The organism is Neisseria sp. 74A18 (assembly GCF_001308005.1).
GTDB classification, from domain to species: domain Bacteria; phylum Pseudomonadota; class Gammaproteobacteria; order Burkholderiales; family Neisseriaceae; genus Neisseria; species Neisseria dumasiana.
In genome coordinates this window covers 48,831-70,626 of the sequence record NZ_LGZA01000007.1, presented here as the reverse complement: position 1 = coordinate 70,626, position 21,796 = coordinate 48,831, and the positions used below count along the sequence as shown (strand labels likewise).

Annotated in this window: 22 protein-coding genes; 13 read left to right on the top strand and 9 right to left on the bottom strand. The window is 52.3% G+C overall.

The genetic code is table 11. The features are described 5' to 3' along the window. Positions 1-120: 120 nt before the first annotated feature. Positions 121-1,782, top strand: coding sequence for an electron transfer flavoprotein-ubiquinone oxidoreductase (locus tag AKG43_RS04020; RefSeq protein WP_054599289.1), 1,662 nt, complete (start codon positions 121-123; stop codon positions 1,780-1,782). 148 nt (positions 1,783-1,930) lie between these two features. Beyond that, a complete protein-coding gene (locus AKG43_RS04015; RefSeq protein ID WP_054599288.1) occupies positions 1,931-2,614 on the top strand; it encodes a pseudouridine synthase in 684 nt (227 codons plus the stop codon). Between the two features lie 251 nt (positions 2,615-2,865). On the opposite strand, the gene AKG43_RS13525 is transcribed toward AKG43_RS04015, so the two are convergent. The 3 genes from AKG43_RS13525 to AKG43_RS04005 all read right to left on the bottom strand — a co-directional run bounded on the left by AKG43_RS13525 (position 2,866) and on the right by AKG43_RS04005 (position 5,437). Next, entirely contained in the window at positions 2,866-2,988 is a 123-nt protein-coding gene (locus tag AKG43_RS13525) for a hypothetical protein (protein WP_255351177.1), read from the bottom strand. A gap of 6 nt (positions 2,989-2,994) precedes the next feature. Beyond that, entirely contained in the window at positions 2,995-4,422 is a 1,428-nt protein-coding gene (locus AKG43_RS04010) for an acyl-CoA dehydrogenase family protein (RefSeq protein WP_369799564.1), read from the bottom strand. 187 nt (positions 4,423-4,609) lie between these two features. Further along, positions 4,610-5,437, bottom strand: a complete 828-nt coding sequence (locus AKG43_RS04005; RefSeq protein WP_054599287.1) for an AraC family transcriptional regulator — start codon at positions 5,435-5,437, stop codon at positions 4,610-4,612. Positions 5,438-5,558: 121 nt separating this feature from the next. On the opposite strand from AKG43_RS04005, the gene AKG43_RS04000 reads away from it, so the two are divergent. From AKG43_RS04000 to AKG43_RS03955, 10 genes are all read left to right on the top strand, one after another. After that, positions 5,559-6,398: a cysteine hydrolase gene (locus tag AKG43_RS04000; RefSeq protein WP_054599286.1), complete on the top strand. Its 840-nt coding sequence runs from the start codon at positions 5,559-5,561 to the stop codon at positions 6,396-6,398. A 186-nt stretch (positions 6,399-6,584) separates the two neighbouring features. Next, positions 6,585-6,908, top strand: a complete 324-nt coding sequence (locus AKG43_RS03995) for a phosphoribosyl-ATP diphosphatase (RefSeq protein WP_054599285.1) — start codon at positions 6,585-6,587, stop codon at positions 6,906-6,908. Positions 6,909-7,054: 146 nt separating this feature from the next. After that, positions 7,055-7,378, top strand: coding sequence for a histidine triad nucleotide-binding protein (locus AKG43_RS03990; RefSeq protein ID WP_054599296.1), 324 nt, complete (start codon positions 7,055-7,057; stop codon positions 7,376-7,378). 140 nt (positions 7,379-7,518) lie between these two features. Beyond that, entirely contained in the window at positions 7,519-7,722 is a 204-nt protein-coding gene (gene tatA / locus AKG43_RS03985; RefSeq protein WP_054599284.1) for a Sec-independent protein translocase subunit TatA, read from the top strand. A gap of 3 nt (positions 7,723-7,725) precedes the next feature. Further along, on the top strand, positions 7,726-8,271 hold the full coding sequence (gene tatB / locus AKG43_RS03980) for a Sec-independent protein translocase protein TatB (protein WP_054599283.1): 546 nt from the start codon (positions 7,726-7,728) through the stop codon (positions 8,269-8,271). 12 nt (positions 8,272-8,283) lie between these two features. After that, positions 8,284-9,030, top strand: a complete 747-nt coding sequence (gene tatC / locus AKG43_RS03975; RefSeq protein ID WP_054599282.1) for a twin-arginine translocase subunit TatC — start codon at positions 8,284-8,286, stop codon at positions 9,028-9,030. Between the two features lie 15 nt (positions 9,031-9,045). Then, positions 9,046-9,687 (top strand): FMN-binding negative transcriptional regulator, encoded by a 642-nt coding sequence (locus tag AKG43_RS03970; protein ID WP_054599281.1) that lies wholly within the window; start codon positions 9,046-9,048, stop codon positions 9,685-9,687. 273 nt (positions 9,688-9,960) lie between these two features. Next, positions 9,961-10,329 (top strand): DUF2069 domain-containing protein, encoded by a 369-nt coding sequence (locus AKG43_RS03965; protein WP_054599280.1) that lies wholly within the window; start codon positions 9,961-9,963, stop codon positions 10,327-10,329. Then, positions 10,322-12,148 carry a PglL family O-oligosaccharyltransferase gene (locus AKG43_RS03960; RefSeq protein ID WP_054599279.1) on the top strand — a complete coding sequence of 609 codons (1,827 nt, stop codon included), beginning with the start codon at positions 10,322-10,324 and terminating at the stop codon, positions 12,146-12,148. Before AKG43_RS03965 ends, AKG43_RS03960 begins: the two co-directional genes overlap by 8 nt. A 372-nt stretch (positions 12,149-12,520) precedes the next feature. Then, positions 12,521-13,561: a zinc-dependent alcohol dehydrogenase family protein gene (locus tag AKG43_RS03955; protein WP_054599278.1), complete on the top strand. Its 1,041-nt coding sequence runs from the start codon at positions 12,521-12,523 to the stop codon at positions 13,559-13,561. Positions 13,562-13,759: 198 nt separating this feature from the next. On the opposite strand, the gene AKG43_RS03950 is transcribed toward AKG43_RS03955, so the two are convergent. From AKG43_RS03950 to mltB, 5 genes are all read right to left on the bottom strand, one after another. Further along, positions 13,760-14,509: an ABC transporter ATP-binding protein gene (locus tag AKG43_RS03950; RefSeq protein ID WP_054599277.1), complete on the bottom strand. Its 750-nt coding sequence runs from the start codon at positions 14,507-14,509 to the stop codon at positions 13,760-13,762. An 88-nt stretch (positions 14,510-14,597) separates the two neighbouring features. Then, on the bottom strand, positions 14,598-15,536 hold the full coding sequence (locus AKG43_RS03945; RefSeq protein WP_054599276.1) for an iron ABC transporter permease: 939 nt from the start codon (positions 15,534-15,536) through the stop codon (positions 14,598-14,600). A 269-nt stretch (positions 15,537-15,805) separates the two neighbouring features. Further along, the gene (locus AKG43_RS03935; protein ID WP_004284292.1) at positions 15,806-16,141 is read right to left on the bottom strand and encodes a YbaB/EbfC family nucleoid-associated protein; all 336 of its coding nucleotides are present in this window, start codon (positions 16,139-16,141) and stop codon (positions 15,806-15,808) included. A 180-nt stretch (positions 16,142-16,321) separates the two neighbouring features. Beyond that, positions 16,322-18,769 (bottom strand): DNA polymerase III subunit gamma/tau, encoded by a 2,448-nt coding sequence (gene dnaX, locus AKG43_RS03930; RefSeq protein ID WP_054599274.1) that lies wholly within the window; start codon positions 18,767-18,769, stop codon positions 16,322-16,324. Positions 18,770-18,982: 213 nt separating this feature from the next. Further along, the gene (gene mltB, locus AKG43_RS03925) at positions 18,983-20,050 is read right to left on the bottom strand and encodes a lytic murein transglycosylase B (RefSeq protein WP_054599273.1); all 1,068 of its coding nucleotides are present in this window, start codon (positions 20,048-20,050) and stop codon (positions 18,983-18,985) included. Between the two features lie 32 nt (positions 20,051-20,082). Between mltB and AKG43_RS12705 the strand changes: the two genes are divergently transcribed. Continuing rightward, entirely contained in the window at positions 20,083-20,241 is a 159-nt protein-coding gene (locus AKG43_RS12705; protein WP_156300613.1) for a hypothetical protein, read from the top strand. Here AKG43_RS12705 and AKG43_RS03920 read toward each other — a convergent pair. Next, on the bottom strand, positions 20,220-21,644 hold the full coding sequence (locus AKG43_RS03920; protein ID WP_054599272.1) for a leucyl aminopeptidase: 1,425 nt from the start codon (positions 21,642-21,644) through the stop codon (positions 20,220-20,222). The genes AKG43_RS12705 and AKG43_RS03920 overlap by 22 nt on opposite strands. Positions 21,645-21,796 lie beyond the last annotated feature (152 nt).

Genomic DNA, 21,796 nt, shown 5'->3' with positions numbered 1-21,796 from the left:
CGGGCAAATATCGGGCTGACTACCCAAAGGAAAGATGGCGTATAATCAATATATTTTTGATAAAGAGGCCGTCTGAACGATGTTCACGGCCGATAATGATAATATTTCAGGAACCTTACCATGACCGAAACCATAGAACGCGACAGCATGCAATACGACGTTGTGATTGTCGGCGCGGGCCCCGCAGGTTTGTCCGCCGCCATACGGCTCAAGCAGATGGCGGAGCAGTCGGGGCGTGAAATCAGTGTTTGCGTGGTGGAAAAAGGTTCGGAAGTCGGTGCGCATATTTTATCGGGTGCGGTTATTGATCCGGTTGCGTTAACTGAACTGCTGCCCGATTGGAAAGAGTTGGGCGCGCCGCTTACCCGCAGCGTTACCGCCGACCAAGTGCTGTTTCTTACCAAAAACAAAGCCGTCAAACTGCCCGTTACCCCTAATTTCGACAACCACGGCAACTACATCATCAGTCTTGGCATGTTGTGCCGCTGGCTGGCGGAACAGGCGGAAAACCTCGGTGTTGAGATTTACCCGGGCTTTGCCGCATCGGAAGTGCTGTATCATCCCGACGGCTCGGTGAAAGGCATCGCCACCGGCAATATGGGCGTGGGCAAAGACGGCGAACCGACCGACAATTTCCAGCCCGGCATGGAATTGTGGGCGCAGCAAACCATTTTCGCCGAAGGCTGCCGCGGCTCGCTCACCCGACAACTTATTCAAAAATACGCACTCGACCGCGATTGCCAGCCGCAAACCTACGGCATCGGCATCAAAGAAATCTGGGAAGTGCCCGAAGGCTGCTGCCAACCCGGTTTGGTGGTGCACAGCACGGGTTGGCCGCTGGATAGCAAAACCTACGGCGGCTCGTTTATCTACCATCTCGACAATAATCAGGTGGCCGTCGGCTTCGTGGTCGGTTTGGATTATCAAAATCCCTATCTTTCGCCGTTTGAAGAATTCCAACGTTTCAAAACCCACCCCGAAATCCGCAAAACCTTTGAAGGCGGCCGCCGCATTGCTTACGGTGCGCGTGCCTTGAGCGAAGGCGGCCTGCAAAGCCTGCCCAAACTCTCATTCAAAGGCGGCGTGTTGGTGGGCGATACGGCAGGCTTCTTGAACGTGCCGCGCATCAAAGGCATCCACACCGCCATTAAATCGGCGATGCTGGCCGCCGAGGCGGTGTTTCCGATTTTGGAAAATTTAGAAGAGGTCGAATCGTTTGAACACGGCAAAGAAGCCGTTGCTTACGAAGATTTGTTCAAACAAAGCTGGGCATACCGCGAGCTTCACGCCGCACGCAATATCCGCCCGTCGTTCAAATGGGGCTTGTTCCCCGCGATGGCTTATACCGGTTTGGAACAATATGTATTCAAAGGCAGAACGCCGTGGACGATCAAACACCACGGCACCGACCACAGTTCACTGAAAAAAGCCGCGGCTTGCCGCCCGATCGATTATCCGAAACCCGATAATGTATTAACATTCGACCGCCTGAGCAGCGTGTTTTTGGCCAACATCAGCCATGAAGAAAACCAACCGTCGCACCTCACGCTGAAAAATCCGCAAACCATGCTTGATGTGAATTTGCAGGAATACGCCAGCCCCGAAACCCGCTATTGCCCGGCCGGCGTGTATGAAATCGTGGAAGAGGGCGGCAAACCGCAACTGCAAATCAACGCCCAAAACTGCGTGCATTGCAAAACCTGCGACATCAAAGACCCGACCCAAAATATCGTTTGGATTTGTCCCGAAGGTGCGAGCGGGCCTAATTATGGTGCCATGTAAACATAAAGGCCGTCTGAACATAAACAGCGCGTGATCATCAGTTTTCAGACGGCCTCAAGCACCATCCGGCCGTCTGAAAACTTTTGCTCCCGCATTAACATGCGCCGATTGCATCCGAAAATTCATCATCTATTTCTATTTATTGACCATGCAACTCTTCAAATATCTTCAATCCCAAGGAATAGGCAGCCGCAAAGAATGCATGTGGCTGATTGAAAACGGCTGCGTTGCGGTTAACGGAGTGGTTCAGGATTCACCGCGCAGCACGGTTGAGCCGAAAGAAGTACAAAGCTTGGAAATTGACGGCAAGGCATACACCGTTGTGCCCATGCCGTATTTTTATATCGTGCTCAACAAACCGGCAGGATACGAAACTTCCCATAAACCCCAGCAGTATCCCAGCGTATTCAGCCTGTTTCCCGACCATATGCGCAATATCGACATGCAGGCCGTTGGGCGTTTGGATGCCGATACAACCGGCATCCTGCTGATTACCAACGACGGCGGCTTCAACCACAGGCAAACTTCGCCTAAGCATAAAGTGGCGAAAGTTTACCGCGTTACATTAAAACATCCTGCCGACGAAACTTTGTGCGAAACATTGAAAAAAGGGGTGCTGCTTCACGATGACGATGAAACCGTTGCCGCCGCCGATGCGGTTTTGGAGTCGCCTAACGTGTTGATGATGACGATTACCGAAGGCAAATACCATCAGGTAAAACGCATGATTGCAGCCGCAGGCAACAGGGTTGAGCAGCTCCACCGTACACGTTTCGGGGATTGGACAGCAGATAATATGCCGATTGGGAATTGGCAGTTTTTATATTTGTAAAGAAATGGAAAGAAAAAGAAAGCTTTTTTGGTATTTTTTATATTTAAAACAATGCTATATATATTTATCCATTTCATTTACATAACTTAATACTAAAATTCATGAACTAATATATAATTCACATGTCTGAGTAACACTTGCTCCGAAAGGAGTGAGTAAGTGAGTAAGACGTTTTCCCCGTAATGTGTTTGGCCATCTATACTTTTCCCCTTAGTATAGATGGTTTTTTTTATCTCTGAAAAATTTATTGTTTAGATAATAGTATTTATGTTAACTGTTTTAGATTTGCTGTTTTTGTAGCGTCCGAGTTTGGGATAAAGTGACGAGGCCGTCTGAATATTTTTTTTCAGACGGCCTCTTACGGTTTTAGTCAAAACAGTTCAGCCTTGGCAATCGAGCATATCTTTGCGGATATCGCGCAGCACGAATGCGGCAGTGTCTTCATCTTCGGCTTGAACCCACACAAACAGTTTGGCGATGATTTTGCCGAGAAACACTTTTTCCAGTGCGTCGGCATCGCCCAGCCGGTATTGCGTTAAGAAAGCGGCAATGTCGTCAGGCAGTGCGGTGTGTGCGGCTTGGCGTATATCGGCGAAGCGTTTGTCGCTCTCTACGCGCATGAGCAGGGTTTGGTTTTTATCGGGTTTGATGCCTTGCTCTTTTTCTTCGAGGGTGGCACGGGTAAATTGGTCGTAAATTTCCGCGTAGAGCATATCGTTCGGGCCTTCGAAAATGGTGAAGGGGCGGATGTCGATGGCGATATTGCTGGCGGGATGACCCCGTTCGAAACCTTTGGCACCGAGCAGTTTTTGCAGGATTTGTGCTGCGCCGTAGGTGTATTCGGTGGCTAAAGTTTTAATGATGTTGGCTTCCATCAATTGGTGTGCGACGGGGGCATCGGGGGCAACGCGGTTGCAGGTGAAGCGGTAGAGTACTTGCGAGATGCCGTAACGGTGCATGATTTCGCGGCATTCGCGGGCAACGAATTTAATGTCTTGCTGCACGAAACGGCGCATGTTTTCGATGATGTATTCCATAATGCCGTGGGTCATGCCCACCAGTTGAAGGCGGCTGCGGATGAAAATGTTTTGGAATGCGCGCAAGCCGGCGGCATCGCTTTCGGAAAGTTTCATCACGCAGTCGGCGGGAATGTGTGCATCGATGCTGTTAACGGAATAACGAACGGCGAGCAGCCCCTCCGATTTGAGGGTTTCGCAGCGGATGTATTGTTTGGGCACCAGCAGCAGGTTGATGGTTTTTGAGAGTTTGCCGTTTTTGCGTTCTTTGGCGGCCACGAGCAGAAATTCGCTTTGCGAATTGCCTTGCCAGTATTTGGTTGCGTTAACGTAAACGGTTTGATCGTCGGTATATTCGTAATACGACTGCATTTCGCGGGCGATCGCGGCACCCGAGGTTTCCGGTTCGGTAATGGCCAAGCCGCCGCCTTCTCCGTTGAAAATCAAATCGAGGCCGGTGCGGATTTGGGCTTCGTTGCCAAACTCGGTTAAAGGCTGCAAAACCAGTGCGCCTTCGATACCGGTGCGCAGGGTAACGGGTACGCCGTAGTGTCCGGCAATGCGCAACACTTCCTGAATTTCAAATTGGCTGCTTTTTCTGCCGCCGTGTTTCTCTGCCAGAAAAGGCAGCAGCAGGCCGGCTTTTTTAAGCTCCAACCATTTGTTTTCAGGAAGATATTGCATTAAATCTAGGCCGTCTGAAAAAATGCGTTTGAATGCAGATTCGATATGCGCCAAAAAAGCAGCGGTGTTCATCTGAATGAGCTGTGCTTCCAAAATGCCTGATGCCATGATGATCTGTATTTCCGGTTTAGAGTAAAATTTCTATTTTATATCATATTCGCGGCAATTTGATAATGGCAGATAAAAAAATAAGTTGTTCGGCGGCAAACAACGGTAGGAGACTTTTGCTCCCCTGCTTGCTTCGCATAACGAACACCGAGGTATCACGGAGGTGTAAAGTTGTTGGGTAAGTGGCTCAAGAAGGTTGGCGGTAACGGCGCAACCATTCGCTTGGGCTTATGCCGGTTTCGCGCGTGAATACCCGGCTAAGAGCGGCTGCGTGGCTGTATCCCACTTTTTCGGCTACCAGCGCGACAGGCATACCTTTTTGTAGCAGGGTTTGGGCAACGGCGATGCGCCAGTTGGTAAGGTAGGCAAGCGGGGCTACGCCCATGGTGTTTTTGAAATGGGCGGCGAAAGCTGAGCGCGACATGGCGGCTTGTTCAGCCATGTTTTCCACCGTCCATTCGTATTCGGGTGTTTGGTGTATTTTTTGCAGCAAGCCGCCCAGTTTTTTATCTACCAAACCTTTCAACAGGCCGGTTTGTAATTTGTTGTTGGTTAAACAATAGCGTACAACCTGAATGGTAAAGTAGGCGCACAGATGGTGTATGGCGGCGTGGTAGCCGTAAGAGCGACTGCTGCTTTCTTTGAAAATTTCATCGGCAAGGGCATGCAGATGGGGCCGGTTGTCGAGAAACAGCACTTCCACCCGGTCAACGGTGTGTACCAGCGGGTTGCGTATGCCTTCGCCGAAATCGAAGTTGATACACAGCATGCTCAAGCCTTCTTTGTCTAAAGGGTGGACATGGTGCAAAACGCTGCTTGGTGAAAAAACGATGCAGGGGCGTTCTATCAATATGGTTTGGTTTTCCGATAAATTCAGCAGGCAACGACCTTGGCGGATGAAGTGGAGATAGCCTTTGTTCGGCTCGTCGAAACTGCCGGTTCGGCACAGTTGGCCGATAAAGAAAAGATCGGTTCTGAATTGAAAATGGGTAAACAGGTGGGAGAGGCTGTCCATTAAGACTTTCGGTTAAGAAATGTGGATTAACGGTTAAATTGCTGGGGTGTGCATTGATTAGAATACATCCGCTTTTGTTAGAAAGTTAAATATTATCTACATTATCTTAAAGGAAAATCTTATGTCAGACCACAAAGAAGAGCAAATCGACCAATCCCGCCGCAATGCTTTGGGCACTGGTTCCCGCCTTGCGATGGCGGCCACTGTTTTGGGTGCAATGGGTGTTGCAGGCACAGCCGGTGCGGCGGCACAACCGGCGGGTAAGCAAGGTATTTACGACGAGCCTAAAGAATACGGCATGAAGCGTTACGGTATGAAAATAGACCCTAAGCGTGTTGCGCTGGTGGTGGTTGACCCGCAAATTGATTTTCTAAGCCCGAAAGGCGTATTGTGGGGTGCGGTGGGCGAAAGCGTAACTGAAAACAACACCGTAGCCAACATCGAACGCCTGTTTAAAGCGGCCAAGGCTGCCGGTATGCTGACCGTGGTTTCGCCTCATTACTATTATCCGCAAGACCATCAATGGGAATTTGGCGGCCCGGGCGAACATGCTATGCACGCTTTGGGTATGTTTGACCGCAAAGGCGCATACACTCTCGAAGGCTTCGAAGGTTCGGGCGCCGACTTTATGCCCCAATACAAACCTTATATTTTCGACGGCAAAACCGTGATTGCTTCGCCGCACAAAGTGTTCGGCCCCGAAACCAACGATGTGGTGTTGCAGTTGCGCAAACGCAAGATCGATCAGGTGATTTTGGCAGGTATGTCGGCCAACTTGTGCATCGAGTCCCATCTGCGCGAATTGGTTGAGCAAGGCTTTGAAGTGGCGGTTGTGAAAGATGCCACCGCAGGCCCCCGTCTCCCCGAAGGAGACGGCTATCTGGCGGCATTGGTTAACTTCCGCATTATTGCCAACGATTTGTGGACAACCGACCAAGCCGTGAAAAATATCAAAGGCTGATTCGGAAAAACCGTAGGTTTTACCGAGTGTTTTTAGGAAGGCATTCAGACGGCCTGTTGGGGGGGGGCTCCATCGGGCCGTCTGAATTGTTTATATTGTGCGGAAGAGGCTGGCCGGTTATAGACAGCACCCATACCCCGCGCCATAATTGCGGTGTTTCAAGCGAATTGTTGACGGAAGAATAATATGACCGAAGCCGTATTAACCCACATTCAAAATGTGATCGATTCACGCAAAGGCCAAGACCCACAAACGTCTTATGTGGCCCAGCTTCTGCACAAAGGCGAAGACAAAATCCTGAAAAAAGTGATTGAAGAAGCGGGCGAAGTGTTGATGGCTTCTAAAGACGGCGACAGCGCGCATTTGGTTTACGAGGTCGCCGATTTGTGGTTTCACACGCAGGTACTGCTGGCGCATCACGGTTTGCGGGTTGAAGATGTATTGAACGAACTGGCACGCAGGCAGGGTTTGTCGGGTTTGGCAGAAAAAGCTGCGCGGCAGGAAAGCTGAATTTGTATTAAAATCCATGCACAAGATACAGAGGCCGTCTGAAGATTCGGTTTCAGACGGCCTTTCTTTTAGCATGATGATTGTGCAGCCTGATGCGCCGCCGTTGGTATACCGAACAGGCCGCCCGCTGTATTTCGGAGTATATGATGACAGACTGTATTTTTTGCAAAATCGTGGGTAAGCAGATTCCGGCCGGAATCGTTTATGAAGACGACGACATGCTGTGTTTTAAAGACATTAACCCCGCAGCCCCCGTGCATTTGCTGCTGATTCCCAAAACACATTTCGATTCGCTGGCACACGCCCGCCCCGAGCATGAAGCACTGTTGGGCAAAATGATGATGAAAGTGCCGCAAATCGCCGAAGCCAACGGATTGGGCAACGGGTTCAAAACCCAAATCAACACAGGCAAAGGCGGCGGGCAGGAAGTGTTTCACCTGCACATCCATATTATGGGGCGGCCGGTTTAAACCGCGCATATATAGTCAATCCACCCTACCTTTACTGCGGCTTGCTGCCTTGTATTCAAAAAGGGGGGAGGGTAATTGACCATAGGCCGTCTGAACCATTTAAACTGAATTAACAAATTAATAAACATAAGGATCTGATTATGGGTAGCTTTTCTATCTGGCACTGGGTTGTGGTGCTGGTGATCGTGGTGCTGGTGTTCGGCACCAAAAAACTGCGTAATGTCGGCAAAGACTTAGGCGGTGCAGTGCATGATTTCAAGAAAGGTTTGAACGAAGGCACTGAAGAAGCCGGTAAAAAAGACGACGTGATCGAACATCAAAAAGACGACAACAAATCGGCTTAACCCATGTTTGATTTCGGTTTCAGCGAACTCTTGCTAACCGGCGTGATTGCGCTGGTGGTGCTCGGCCCCGAACGCCTGCCCAAAGCCGCGCGTATGGCCGGCAATCTTGTCGGGCGCGTACAGCGCATGGCCGGCAGCGTGAAGCAGGAATTGAGCGCGCATATCGAAATGGACGAGTTGCGCAAGGCCAAAAGTGAGTTTGAATCTGCCGCCGAATCGCTGCGCAGCGGATTGGGCGGCACCGGCGAAAGCTTGCGTAAAGAGTTGGATGATATTTCAGACGGCCTTAAAGTGCCTGCATGGGAGCGCGTGCCGGAGCAACGCACACCCGCCGATTTCGGTTTGGACGAATACGGCAATCCGCTCGGCAACACGCCGCCCGACGCTGATTGGCCGCATTATTCCGTGCCGTCCGAACACCATGCCGCCAACGTCGGCGGTTTTCAGACGGCCTCCATCCGCAAACAGGCCATGCGGCGCAAGCGCGATATGCGCCCGCGCCACCGTCCGAAACCGCAACTGCGCGTCCGCAAAAAGCATCCGCAATGAAGTGAGTAAACGGTGTCTGAATCAGAACAACAAGCCCAACAACCCTTGGTCGAACATTTAATCGAACTGCGCCGCCGCCTGATGTGGATCATCGGCGGCCTGTTGATCTGCTTTTTGGGCCTGATGCCTTTTGCCCAAAAACTCTATACCTTTGTGGCCGAGCCGCTGATGGCTTCGCTGCCGGCCAATACCAGCATGATTGCCACCGACGTAGTTGCGCCGTTTTTCGTGCCGGTAAAAGTTACGCTGATGGCGGCTTTTTTATTGTCGTTGCCGCACACGCTGTATCAGGTTTGGGCGTTTGTTGCACCCGCCCTCTATCAAAATGAAAAACGCCTGATTACGCCTTTGGTATTGTCGAGCATGATTCTGTTTTTTGCCGGCATGGCATTCGCCTATTTCTTGGTGTTTCCGGTGGTGTTCAAATTTCTGGCCGGCGTGACGCCCATCGGCGTGAACATGGCGACCGACATCGACAAATACCTGTCGTTTGTGTTGGGCATGTTTGTCGCATTCGGTACCACGTTCGAAGTGCCGGTGGTGGTGGTTTTGCTGAACCGCATGGGCGTGGTTTCGCTTGAGCAGTTAAAGTCTGCCCGGCCTTATGTGATTGTGGGCGCGTTTGTGATCGCCGCCGTCATCACGCCGCCCGACGTGATTTCGCAAATCATGCTGGCCGTGCCGTTGGTGCTGCTTTATGAAGCGGGTTTGTGGTTTTGCCGTTTTGCGAAGCCGTTGTCGCGCAGGCAGGAAAGTTGAAAGTGAGAAAACACCATGTATGTGCCCAAAGTGTTCCGCCAAAACGATGTGGGTGAAATTCACCGTTTCATTGAGAGCCATCCGTTGGCGACGTTGGTTGTAGAGTGGGGCGGTATTTTGCAGGCTGCCCATATTCCTGTTTATCGGCACGACAACGGCACGGAACAGGGCGTATTGCGCGGCCATTTCGCCAGAGCCAACCCCATCTGGCAGGCGGCGGAGCATACCGGCAATCGCTGGCTGGCGATTTTTCACAACAGCGGTTGTTATATTTCTCCGAATTGGTATCCGAGCAAACACAGGGAACACAAAGCCGTGCCGACTTGGAATTATCAGGCTGTGCATGTGGGCGGAACGATGCGTTTGATTGAAGAGCCGCAGGAAGTGCGCGGCATATTGGCTTCGCTCAGTGCGATACATGAGTCGGCACAGCCCAAGCCGTGGCAGCTGGAAGATGCACCTGCCGATTATATTGATGCGATGAGTAAGGCGGTGGTGTGTTTTGAGATGGAAATAGAAACGATTGAAGCAGCCTACAAACTCAGTCAAAACAAACACGAAGAAGACCGCACGGGCATTATCGACGGTTTGCAGCAAACCGGCGGCGAAGCGGAAGGGTGCATGGCCGAAAAAGTTGCGTCTTTCTCTCAAACTTGAATGATTGATGAAAGCCAAACTGTATCGGCATCGCTTTTACATGGGTATGGCGAAGCGGTGAAGCAACGTGATCAGGCCGTCTGAAAATATTTTAGCGAAACCAGCTTTGCCTGTTTTAGAGAAACCAGCAAAGCCGGTTTTCAGACGGCCTTAACCGTTTTTAAGCTAAAATGCCCGTTGCATTTCTTGATCAGCCGCATAAACTAATTTCTTTAAAGGCCGTCTGAAAACAATACGATTTTTCAGACGGCCTCACATTAAACAGATTGAACGATGAATACACTTGCCGATAAAAAACACTGGTCGCATACCGCCGCCGTTATCAGCCTGTGCGGGCTGATTGCCGTGAGCCTTGCTTGGGAGCTTTGGCTTGCGCCGCTGCGCCCGGGCGGCTCGTGGCTGGCCTTGAAAGCCTTGCCTTTGTGTCTGCCGCTGGCGGGCATTTTGAAAGGCAGGGTTTACACTTTCCAATACAGCTGCCTGCTGATACTGTTTTATTTTGCCGAAGCGGTGGTACGGCTGTTTGACGCTGCGCCCGCCAGCCGCGCCTGTGCCGCCGCCGCATTATTGTGCAGCAGTGTGTTTTTTGTAGCCTGTTTGGCATTCGTTAGGTATCAGAGAAAGGCGGTGCGCCATGTTTAACCGTTTTTCAGACGGCACGGCTACGGTATGGTCGTGGCGGTTGTGGCCGGTGTGGCTGTGTTTTGCGTGTATCTGCATCGCGCCTTTTGTGTCGCTGTACCGCGTAGGGCCGCTATCCAGCTTTTATCTTGAAGCAGGTTCTTTGGCCGGTGCTGTTTTATTGTTGTTGTTGACTGCGTTAACAGGCCGTCTGAATGTGCGCCTGCCTGAGGCTTCGGTTTATTTTTTGGCTTTGGCCGCTTTTTGGTGGCTTCAGGCGCGGTTGATGAATCTGACTTATCCGGGCATGAGCGATTTGGCGGTATCGGCGTTTGTGATCATTGCGCTGGCGGCTTGGGCTTGCCGCAGCTGGGTTGCCGGGTTCGGGCAGGAGCGGATAGTGTCGGTGCTGGCGTGGACTTTGCTGTTCGGTGCGTTGATTCAGTCGGTAGTGGTGGTGATGCAGTTTACCGGCTGGGCATCGGCGGAAATGTTCCGCGGCATCATATCCTACCGCGGTTTGCGCGAAGTGAGCGGGCAACTCGGGCAGCGCAACCATTTGGGCCATTATCTGATGTGGGGTACGCTGGCTGCATCTTACCTGTGGGCGGCGCGCAGAATGCCCGGTTGGCTCGGTTTCGCATTGGTGCTGCTGTTGACTTCTGCGCTGGGCTTGGTCAATTCGCGCACCATTCTCACTTATGTGGCGGGTGTGGGTCTGCTGTTGCCCTTGTGGCGCTGGCGTAGCGGAGCGGGTAGCAACCGCATGGTCGGCATCGTGCTGTTTGCGTTGGTGATGACGCTGCTGGTTCAATTCGGAATCGGTTACATCTTAGACTGGGTTTCCGGCATGAAATACGATACCGCAGTCGAACGGGCGGGTAGCTCCAGTTTCGGCGGTTCGGCACGCGATATCGAATGGCGCAAGGCTTGGACGATTTTTCTTTCTGCACCCGTGTGGGGCTACGGCTGGGGCAGCTATTCGCTGCAAGGTTTTCTGGTGCATGCCGAAGAAGGTAAGTTCAGCATGAACATCTTAAACGTGCTGTTTACCCATTCGCACAACCTGATTTTGCAGCTGCTGTCGGAAATGGGTTTGGTCGGCACGGCCTTAACCGTATTCGGTTTTCTTGCGGCAATTTGGCGGATGTTCAGACGGCCTCCGAGCAATGCTTCGCTGCTTCTTTTGGCCATGATGGCTGTGTCGTTATGCCACAGTATGTTGGAATATCCGCTTTGGTATATCTATTTTTTGGTGCCGTTTGCTTTAATGGCCAGTTTGTCGCCCGCTGATGAACACGATGCTTCAGACGGCCTGAAAACCGCCAAACGGCAGAACATCGGCGCAGCGGTATTGGCCGTGTGTTTGCTGGCAGGCATTGCCCGCTTGGGTTTCGTTTATACCGACCTTGCCCGTTTCGACCGTCAGCCGAAAGGTGAAACCGTTGAACAGTCCGCCCAAAAAATCGAAGGCTTGAGAAAGATTGCCGAAACCGAACCGATGTTGCGCTATTACGCCCAGCTTTCGTTAACCCGCCGGGTTAACCCTTCCGCACCTACCGTGTATCCGTGGGCGGACCAAGCGGCACGGGAAGCCTTAACCTACCGGCCGTATTCCAATGCTTATCAGGTCGGTTTGTATCAATACCGCGCCGGACAAACCCGGCAGGGCAGCGCATGGTTGGATAAAATGTATCTGTATTACCCGTATATGATGCAGCATTATCTCGATAAAATCCGCAGCAACGGCACACTCAAACCCTTAGAGCCGCGCTTGTGGCAAACGTGTGAAGCGTTTTATGAGAAAAAATATCCCCAGTCCAAACCGTGTAAACGTTAGCCATATCATCATTCGGTTTATCGGCGGCGTTTTCGCCGACATTTGGTGGCATCTGCTTTATCGGAAAACCGCTAAGCCCGCCGGTTGGTACTTTTAAATAGACCCTTAACGAACCGTTATGCTGCCCATGTTTAAGCGGCATAACGATTTATTTTTTACCCGGTAAAACCATACTTGCACATATCCCGGCCGTTAGAAAAACAGCAAAGTTTTTCTAACGGCCTGTATTTTATTAGAATAAACCAAAATTAGCACAAAGACATTTTGTTATATTATAACATTATGAATTAAAAAGACAATTTGACTTTGCTTGTGGTTTGGCCTATAACAGAACTTGATATTTAACCCTGTTTTGTTATGAAAGGAAGACGCATGAAAGCAATGGCCTATTACGGTGCAGGCGATATCCGTTTTGAAGAAAAACCCAAACCCCAAATCATCGATCCGACCGATGCAGTGGTAAAAATTGTCAAAACCACCATTTGCGGTACCGACTTGGGCATCTGGAAAGGCAAAAACCCCGAAATCACTCCGGGGCGCATTCTCGGCCATGAAGGCATCGGCATTGTCGAAGAAGTAGGTTCGTCTGTTAAAAATATCAAAAAGGGCGATAAAGTTATCATTTCTTGCGTGAGCAAATGCTGCACCTGCGACAACTGTAAAGTACAGCTTTATTCTCACTGCCGTAACGGTGGCTGGATTTTGGGTTACATGATCGACGGCACCCAAGCCGAATATGTGCGCACACCGTTTGCCGACAACAGCTTGATTCTGCTGCCCGACAACGTGAACGAAGAAGTGGCGCTGCTGTTGAGCGACGCATTGCCGACCGCACACGAAATCGGTGTGCAATACGGCGATGTGCGCCCCGGCGACACAGTATTTATCGCAGGCGCAGGGCCTGTGGGTATGTCGGCTTTGCTGACCGCACAACTGTACAGCCCGTCTGTATTGATTATGTGCGATATGGATGAAAACCGCCTGAAAATGGCCAAAGAATTGGGCGCAACCCATACCGTCAACCCCGCATCCGGCGACGTGGCCAAACAGGTATTCGATATCGTGGGCGAAGACGGCGTAGATGTAGCCATTGAAGCCGTGGGTATTCCCGCTACTTGGGATATGTGTCAAGACATCGTCAAACCCGGCGGCAATGTGGCCGTAGTCGGTGTACACGGTGTGCCCGTTGATTTCAAACTGGAAAAACTGTGGATTAAAAACCTGACCATCACCACCGGTTTGGTCAATGCCAACACCACAGAGATGCTGATGAAAGCCATTTCCACCAGCTCGGTCGACTACACTAAAATGCTGACCCACCGCTTTAAATTCAGCGAACTGGAAAAAGCATACGATGTATTTAAACACGCTGCCGAAAACGGCGCGATGAAAGTGGTTTTGGAAGCCGATTAAGTTTGTTTTGCCTCTGTCGGTAACTGAACCGCAGAGGCCGTCTGAAAAAATATAACCGCATTCAGATTAAGTTTACAGCTTAACTGGAGTGCGGTTTTCTTTTTTAAATCAGGTATTTTTAGGTTTGATACATAGTCAATCAACTTAACTTTTACCACAGTGCAGAAGCTTATGCGTGTTTAAAAAGCATCTGCTCTGTTAAACCCTGAAATAAACACCTTTTTCATCACATACCCGCTCGATCGGCCACTGATAGACTTCTGCCAGCAATTCGGGCTGCATCACTTGTTCGGGCGCTCCGGCGGCAACCACTTTGCCCTGATTCATCAATATCACATGTTGGGCGTAACGGGCGGCCAGATTTAAATCGTGCAACACCATAACCGCGCTGAAATGTTGGCGGTTGCCGCCCAGATAGTTCATCAAGCTGTGTTGGTGGCGGATGTCGAGATGGTTGCACGGTTCGTCGAGCAGCAGTATCGGGGCGTTTTGGAGCAGGGCGCGGATGATGTTGGCGCGTTGTTGTTCGCCGCCGGAAAGGGTTTGGATGCGTTTTTCGGCGAGTTCCTGCAAATCGAAATAAGCCAATAATGTTTCAGCTTGTTCAGACGGCTTGGCGGCCGTCTGAAAAGGCCAGGCACTGTCGCTTCCGCGCCCGAGTTCGATATATTCGCGTACGGTTAGCGGCATTTGGTATTGGCCGTGCTGCGCTACCCAAGCGACGCTGCCTTGTTTCAGTTGCGGTGCTACGGCCTTGCCGAACAGATTTACCGTGCCTTGCCCCGTTTGGCGGATCAGGCTTTTGAGCAGAGTCGATTTGCCTGCACCGTTGGGGCCGATAATGGCTGTGTGGCAGCCGTGCGGCAGGTTCAATTCTTCGATTTCCAGCAGCACCTTGGTTTTGGCTGTTACTTTCAATTGTTTGATGGTAAAAGAATAATTCGTCATATCTTTTAAGAGACCATAAGTTTGGGCGGTGGCAAAGGCGGCGTGGAAAGCAAAGCAACGGCCGCAGCAACAGTTCGGTTGATTAACTTTATTTGCGTAAAGGTTTTAAAAACAGCCACATAAAGAAAGGCCCGCCGAGCAGGGCGATAACGATGCCTACCGGAACATCTACCGGATAAGTAAACCAACGTGCCGCGCTGTCGACAGCCAGCAGAAACACGGCACCGAGCCAAGCCGAAAGAACAATCAGTTTGCTGCGTCTGCCGCCTACTGCCTGAGCCACGACATTCGGCACCATCATGCCGAGAAAGCCGATGATGCCTGAAAGCGATACGGCGGCTCCGGTAAGCAAAGCGGCACCGACCACGGTTTGTATCCGCACCGCCTGCACCGAAATCCCCATGCTCACGGCGGTATCTTCGCCAAGCATCAGAATGTCGAGCTTTTTGCCGACGATAACCAGCAATATCAACCCCGCCAGCATCACGGTTGCAGCATACAACGGTGAAGTAAATCCTGCTTCGGCCAAGCTGCCCGACAGCCAAATGGTTGCGCTGCGCAAAACCATATCGTCGGATAAAAACAGAATCAGGCTTACGATGGCAGCGGAAAATGCGCTCAACACAAAGCCCAGCACGAGCAACCCCAATGTGCCGCCGCCGATAAAACGGTGAATGCCCAATATCAGCAGACAAACCGCCAAAGCTCCGGCAAAGGCCGCCAGCGGTACGCCCACCGCTCCGATGCCGAAAGCCAGTACGATAATCACGCCCAATGCCGCGCCGCCGGAAGTGCCGATCAAGCTCGGGTCGGCCAGCGGGTTTTCAAACAGTGCCTGCAACGCTGCTCCGGCCGCCGCTAAAGCCGCGCCGACCAGTAAAGAAGTGAACACGCGCGGCAGGCGGATGGCCTGTATGGTTTCGTCCATTTGGTGCGGCGGCTGCCATTCGCCGAAGCCGACGCCGGCACAAAACCAGATGAGGGCGGCGGTAACTGTGAGGGAGAGAATAAGGGGGAAAGGTTTCATGGCTTGATCGCGAAACTGTTTTTTAAAAAAGCTGTTAAATTCGAGGATGACAAACGTTGTCGTTTCAACCGCGCGCAGCACGGCAAACGTCTGCCTGTGTGGGAACAAATATTATGTGCTTTGCCGTCGGGAGTAGATTTTGGTGTGGGCCGGTTGGGTGAAATGTTGATGGGGTTTGTTTGTTCCGGCAGATTGTGTTTGGCTATTTTTGTAATTTTTTTGTTAAAACAGCCGTCTGAATGTTCAGACAGCTGCTTTGTGATTAAGGCTTAACGGAAAAAGTCGCCCATTCCGGCAGGCAGGCCTTGGGTGAACGCGCCCATGGTTTTGTTGGTGGTTTCTTCCGCTTTGTTGCCTGCGTCGTTGATGGCGGCCAGCACCAAATCTTCGAGCATTTCTTTATCGTCGGCCGCTTCTTTGATCAAATCTTCGCTGATGTCGATTTTGCGGACAACATGGTTGCAGGTCATGGTTACTTTAACCAAGCCGTTGCCTGCTTCGCCGTTCACTTCGGTTTCAGCCAGCTTGGCTTGTGCTTTTTTCATGTTTTCCTGCATTTGTTGCGCCTGCTTCATCAGGCCGCCTAATCCGGCTTTTCCGAACATGGTTTTACTCCTGGTTAAAAAGGGTTTGATGATACCTTTTGAATGGGAAGACGGCAATACGGCGCGGCTTTTCAGAAGGGTTTATTCACGGTTTGTCATACTCGGGTCAAGCCCGAGTATGACGGGTATGGTTTTGCCGATATATGGTTAACGAAACTGTTTTCAGACGGCCTCAATGCTTTATTCCTGCGACTCGGCCAGTTTGAGTGTGTCTGGCAGCCACTCGGCTTCAAAAAGGTCGAGAATCTGCCGTGCGGTTTGGTCAGCTTCGAGCAGGTCTTGCGCTTTTTGGCGGCCTTCGAGTTGCAGGCGTTTGCTGCGCATGGCGGGGGTTTCCCAACCGGCATCGTCGCGCCACGGCTCGGTTTGCAGCTTCAGTTGCAAACCGTAGGCATCGGCAAGGGTGTTTTGGATTTTGTCGAGACGCTCTTTATTGGTAACGGCGCGGGCTTCGCCCGATAGTGACAAGAGCATCAAGCCTTTTTCGGCATCGTAGCCGGTCCAGGCGGCGTGTTGGGTCAGCATTTGCGCTGCGCCGAGTTTGGCGGCAAAGCGTTTGGCAATGGCCGCCCAGTTTTCGGGGGCGAACTCGGGCAGCGGGGCGAAGCCTGCTTCGTCTTCATCGTCGGGCGGCGTTTCGTCCTGCTCCGTTTGTGAATTATCCGTTTTTTCGTGGTGTTCAGACGGCATCACCGGCATATCGTATTCGGGATAGCCGTATTCTTCGGGAAAATACGGCGGCTCGTCTGCATCGGGATAAGGCGGCGCATCGGCATATTCGGGCGGATAATCCGATGCCGTCTGAAAAGCGGTTTCGTAGGTTTCAGACGGCATGGTTTGCGGGTTTTGCACTTCGCTTAACGGAGAGGCCGTCTGAATATTGGCCGTGCTTGCCGCCGGTGTTGCCGCTTCGGCCTCAAGGTTTTCTATGCGTTCAGACGGCATGGCGGCTTCGGGTTGTCCGGTTTGAGGCGTTTCAGGTGCGGTTGGTTCTTGTGCGGCAATTTGTTTGCCTGCTGTTTCAGACGGCTTTGTTGTTGGCATTGAGGCCGTCTGAAAATGCTCTGTTGCTACAGCAGGTGTTTCCTGCGCGTGATTGTGCAAAGACGCTTCTGCCGCCTGAGCCGCTGTTTGCGTCTCAACTTTTTCAGACGGCCTTATGGGTTCGGAGGCCGTCTGAAAATGCTCTGTTGCCACGGCAGGCGTTTCCTGCGTGTGATTGTGCAAAGACGCTTCTGCCGCCTGAGCCGCTGTTTGCGTTTCAATTTTTTCAGACGGCCTGATCTCTTCGGAGGCCGTCTGAAAGCCGTTCTCTGCCGTTTCAGGTGTTTGCGGCGCATCTTCCCACGGCGGGGTGTCTTCTGCCTGAACAACCGCATCAGGCTTTTCAGACGGCCTCACGGCGGGTGCGGGCGGTGTTGGGGCGGCAGGCGGTGCGGTTTGTGTTTCAGGCAGAATCAGCGGCTTTTTTGCGGCAGGTTCCGCCGCTTCGGGGTTGTGCAGTTGCGTGCCTTCAATCACGCCGTCGGGGTCGTGCGCTTTGGCGGCAATCGGGGCGAACGCGAGCATACGCAACAGCGTCATCACGAAACCGGCGTATTCGTCGGGCGCGAGACTCAAATCCTGTTTGCCGTGGATGGCGCATTGGTAGTAAAGCTGGATTTGTTCGCCGCTTAAATATTGCGATAAGCGCAGCAGGGTTTCATGTTCGGGGTCGTCGGCAATGGCGGCGGGAACGGTTTTCGCCAAGGCCAGCCGTTGCAGCAGCATGGCCAACTCGCTCAGGGCGTTGTCGAAACCGATGGCGCGGGCGGCCATTTCCTGTGCTTTACGCAGCAATTCTTCGCCGTCTTGGTTCACGATGCCTTGCAGCAGTTCGTAAAGATAGCGTTTGTCTACTGCGCCGATCATCTGGCGGACATCATGCTCGGTAACGCTGCCCGAACCCATCGCAATCGCTTGGTCGAGCAGGCTCAAGGCATCGCGCATCGAACCCATGGCGGCGCGACCGAGCAGTTGCAGCGCGGGCGGCTCGAACGGAATCTGCTCCGCCGTCAGCACATGCGCCAAATGGTCGGCCACTTGCTGCGTGGTCATGTTGCGCAGCACGAATTGCAGGCAGCGGCTCAATACGGTAATCGGCACTTTGTGCGGGTCGGTGGTGGCGAGAATGAATTTCACATGCTCGGGCGGCTCTTCCAGCGTTTTCAGCATGGCATTGAACGCGCTTTTGGAAAGCATGTGCACTTCGTCGATGATATAGACTTTGTATTTGCCGGCGGTGGGCGCGTATTGGGCGTTTTCGAGCACTTCGCGGATGTTGTCGATGCCGGTGTTGGAAGCCGCGTCGATTTCGAGCAAGTCGACGTAACGCCCCGCGTCGATTTGGGTGCAGCTTTGGCACACGCCGCAAGGCTCGCCGTGGTTGGCGTTTTCGCAGTTGAGACTTTTTGCCAGAATGCGGGCGATGGTAGTTTTGCCCACCCCGCGCGTGCCGGTAAGCAGATAGGCATGGTGCAGGCGGCCTTCGTCGAGCGCATTGCGCAGGGCTTTGACAACGTGTTCCTGTCCGACCAAATCGGCAAAGGTTTTAGGCCGCCACTTACGGGCGAGAACTTGGTAAGCCATAGATTATCTTTTGTTTGAATTCGCTGAAGGAAGGCAGGTATGCGGCCGCACGGCAGGCAAGGATGCACGCGCTGTTTTTATAATCGGGCCGTCGGTTTCATGCCTTGAAGATTCGGTATTCTAACATTTTTTACCTGCCGCCAAACACATGAAAACCGCCGCCGTTATCGCACGGGCAGCGGTTTTTTTATGCACGGCGGCAATATCGAACCGTTACAAACGGTAGTTGCCGCCTACGCCGTTGGCAATATCGCGCACGGCGGTTACATACATGCGGCTGTGGTTGTATTGCCATACGGTGTAGAAGTTATTCAGGCCGATATAGTATTCATACACGCCCGGCGCGGTTTCAAGTCGGTAGAGCACGGCTTTTTCATTGTCGGCCACCACTTCCTGCGGCATCACGCCCAAACGTTTGAGTTCACCCACTGTACGGGTGAGCGCGGTTTTTTCGTCGATGATGTTTTGCAGTTCTTGCGTGATGGTGAGCGTAACCGGCACCACTATTTTGCCGTTGGTTTGCCAGCCGTGTGCTTTCATGTAGTTCGCCACCGAAGCTGCCACGTCGCCGACGTTGTTCCAAATATCGCGCAAGCCGTCGCCGTCGTAATCGACCGCATATTTACGAAAGCTCGAAGGTATAAACTGCGGCATGCCCATTGCGCCGGCATAGCTGCCTTTAAAGCCGAATACGTCGCGCTTTTCTTCTTTGGCCATCAGCAGAAATTCATGCAGTTCTTTTTGGAAAAACTCGGCACGGCGAGGATAGTCGAATGCCAGCGTACTCAAAGAATCCGCCAAACGGAAGCTGCCCATATTGTTGCCGTAGTTGGTTTCGATGCCGATGATGGCCACGATCAGCTCGGCCGGTACGCCGTAGCTGCGCGCCACGGCATCGATGGTGGTTTTGTGCTGCGCGTAGAAACGTTTGCCGTTGCTGATTTTTGCCGTGCCGGAATTGCCGGTGCGGAATTCGTACCACGGGCGCGACGTGCCGGGGCGGTTCATGATGTTGATGATGTTGCCTTTGTATACCACGCCGTCGAAAAAGCTTTGCAACTCGCCGCTGCTGAATTTGCCGCTTACCGTTTCATGTGCGATGAAACGCTGCACGTTGGTGTTGCCGTTAAAGCCGCTGATGGCTACCGAGTCGGCAGCATGGTCGAACACGGGGCGTTTGCCGACGGGGGCGACGGGCGTTTCTTTCGCTTTGTGGTCGGGGGTGGTGCTGCAGGAAAGTAAGGTGAGGGCGGCAAGAACGGTGAGTGCGGTTTTTTTCATGGCGGTATGTTTTCTTGAGGCGGTTGCGGGAGATGCAGTTTATCAAATTTAGGTGGGTGCTTAAAGGCCGTCTGAACAATCAGGCTGCATGCCGTCCGGCATTTGCCGTCGGTGTGATGGGGCAGCTTGATTGTTCAGACGGCCTTTGCTTACGCTTCGGCTGCTTGGGTTATTTCACGTTGCGCAGGTAGTTGAGCAGCAGCGGTACGGGGCGGCCGGTAGCGCCTTTCTCTTTGCCCGATTTCCAAGCCGTGCCGGCAATATCGAGATGCGCCCACGGGTAGTCTTCGGTGAAATAAGACAAGAACGTGGCGGCAGTAATCGTGCCTGCGCCGGGTGTGCCGATATTGGGTATGTCGGCAAAATTGGATTTGAGCTGTTCTTTATAAGTGTCGAACAGCGGCAGCTGCCATGCTTTGTCGTCTGTTTCGCGGGAGGCTGCGAGCAGTTGGTCGACGAGTTTCTGATCGTTGCCCATTATGCCGCTTACGTCGTTGCCCAATGCGATGATGCAGGCGCCGGTGAGTGTGGCAACGTCGATCACGGCTTTGGGTTTGAATTGCTCGGCGTAAGTGAGTGCGTCGCACAAAATCAGACGGCCTTCGGCATCGGTATTCAATACTTCGATGGTTAAGCCTTTCATGCTGGTTACGATGTCGCCGGGTTTGTTGGCTTCGCCGGAAGGCATGTTTTCGCAGGTGGGTACGATGGCAATCAGGTTGATGGGCAGTTTCAGTTTGACGGCGGCGCAGAATGTGCCGATTACGCTGGCGGCACCGCACATGTCGTATTTCATTTCGTCCATGTTGAGGCCGGGTTTGAGCGAAATACCGCCGGTGTCGAAGGTAATGCCTTTACCTACCAATACGATGGGGGCGTCGTCTTTGTTTTTAGCGCCGGAATAGGAAAGTTCGATCAAATAGGGTTTCTGTTTGCTGCCTTTAGCCACCGACCAGAAAGACCCCATGTTTTTCTTGATGTAGTCTTTTTCGAGGATTTTCACCGATGCGCCGATCTTTTCGGCTTCTTTTTTAGCGGTTTGCGCCAAGAATTTCGGCGTGCATTCGTTGGGAGCGGCGTTGCCGAGGTCTTTGCACAAGGTCATGCCGTATATTTGCGCTTCGGCGGTTTCCAACGCGGTTTTGATGCCGGCTTCTTGGCCGGGGCAGTAGAAAGTTACGCCGGCCAGCTTGGCGGGTTTGGCTTCTTTTTTGTAGCGGTCGAAACGGTAGGCGGCATTGCCGAATGCGGTGGCGAACACTTCGGCAACCAAAGCGGCGTTCTTTTTGCTGAACGGTGCGGTGCAGATGTGGATATGCTCTTGTTTTTGCGCCCATGAAGCGGCTTCGGCGGCGGCTTTGGCAACGGTTTCGCGGCTCAGATTGTTCAAGCGCACAACGGCGATGGCTTTGAGGCTGCCGTTTTCGACAATTTGGGTTTCTGCAAGCGATTGGTTTTCTTCCAAGGTGCCGCAGAGCAGGGCGGCGGTTTCATTGTCGCTGTTTTTGCTGCACGGGCAGGCATCTTCGCAGATGTAGAGCAGCGCACCTTCTTGGCTTGGCTGCAATTTTTCGGCTTTTGTGCTAAATTCCATGTTTATTCTCCTGAACTGAACGGTGGTTCGCAATATATTTTTCAGACGGCCTCAAGCAAAGCAACAGCAGGCCGTCTGAACATTTCGGCCTGATTGTACTCTATATGTCCGGCCGTCTGAAACTTTTCAGACGGCACGAACACCCGCTTCTG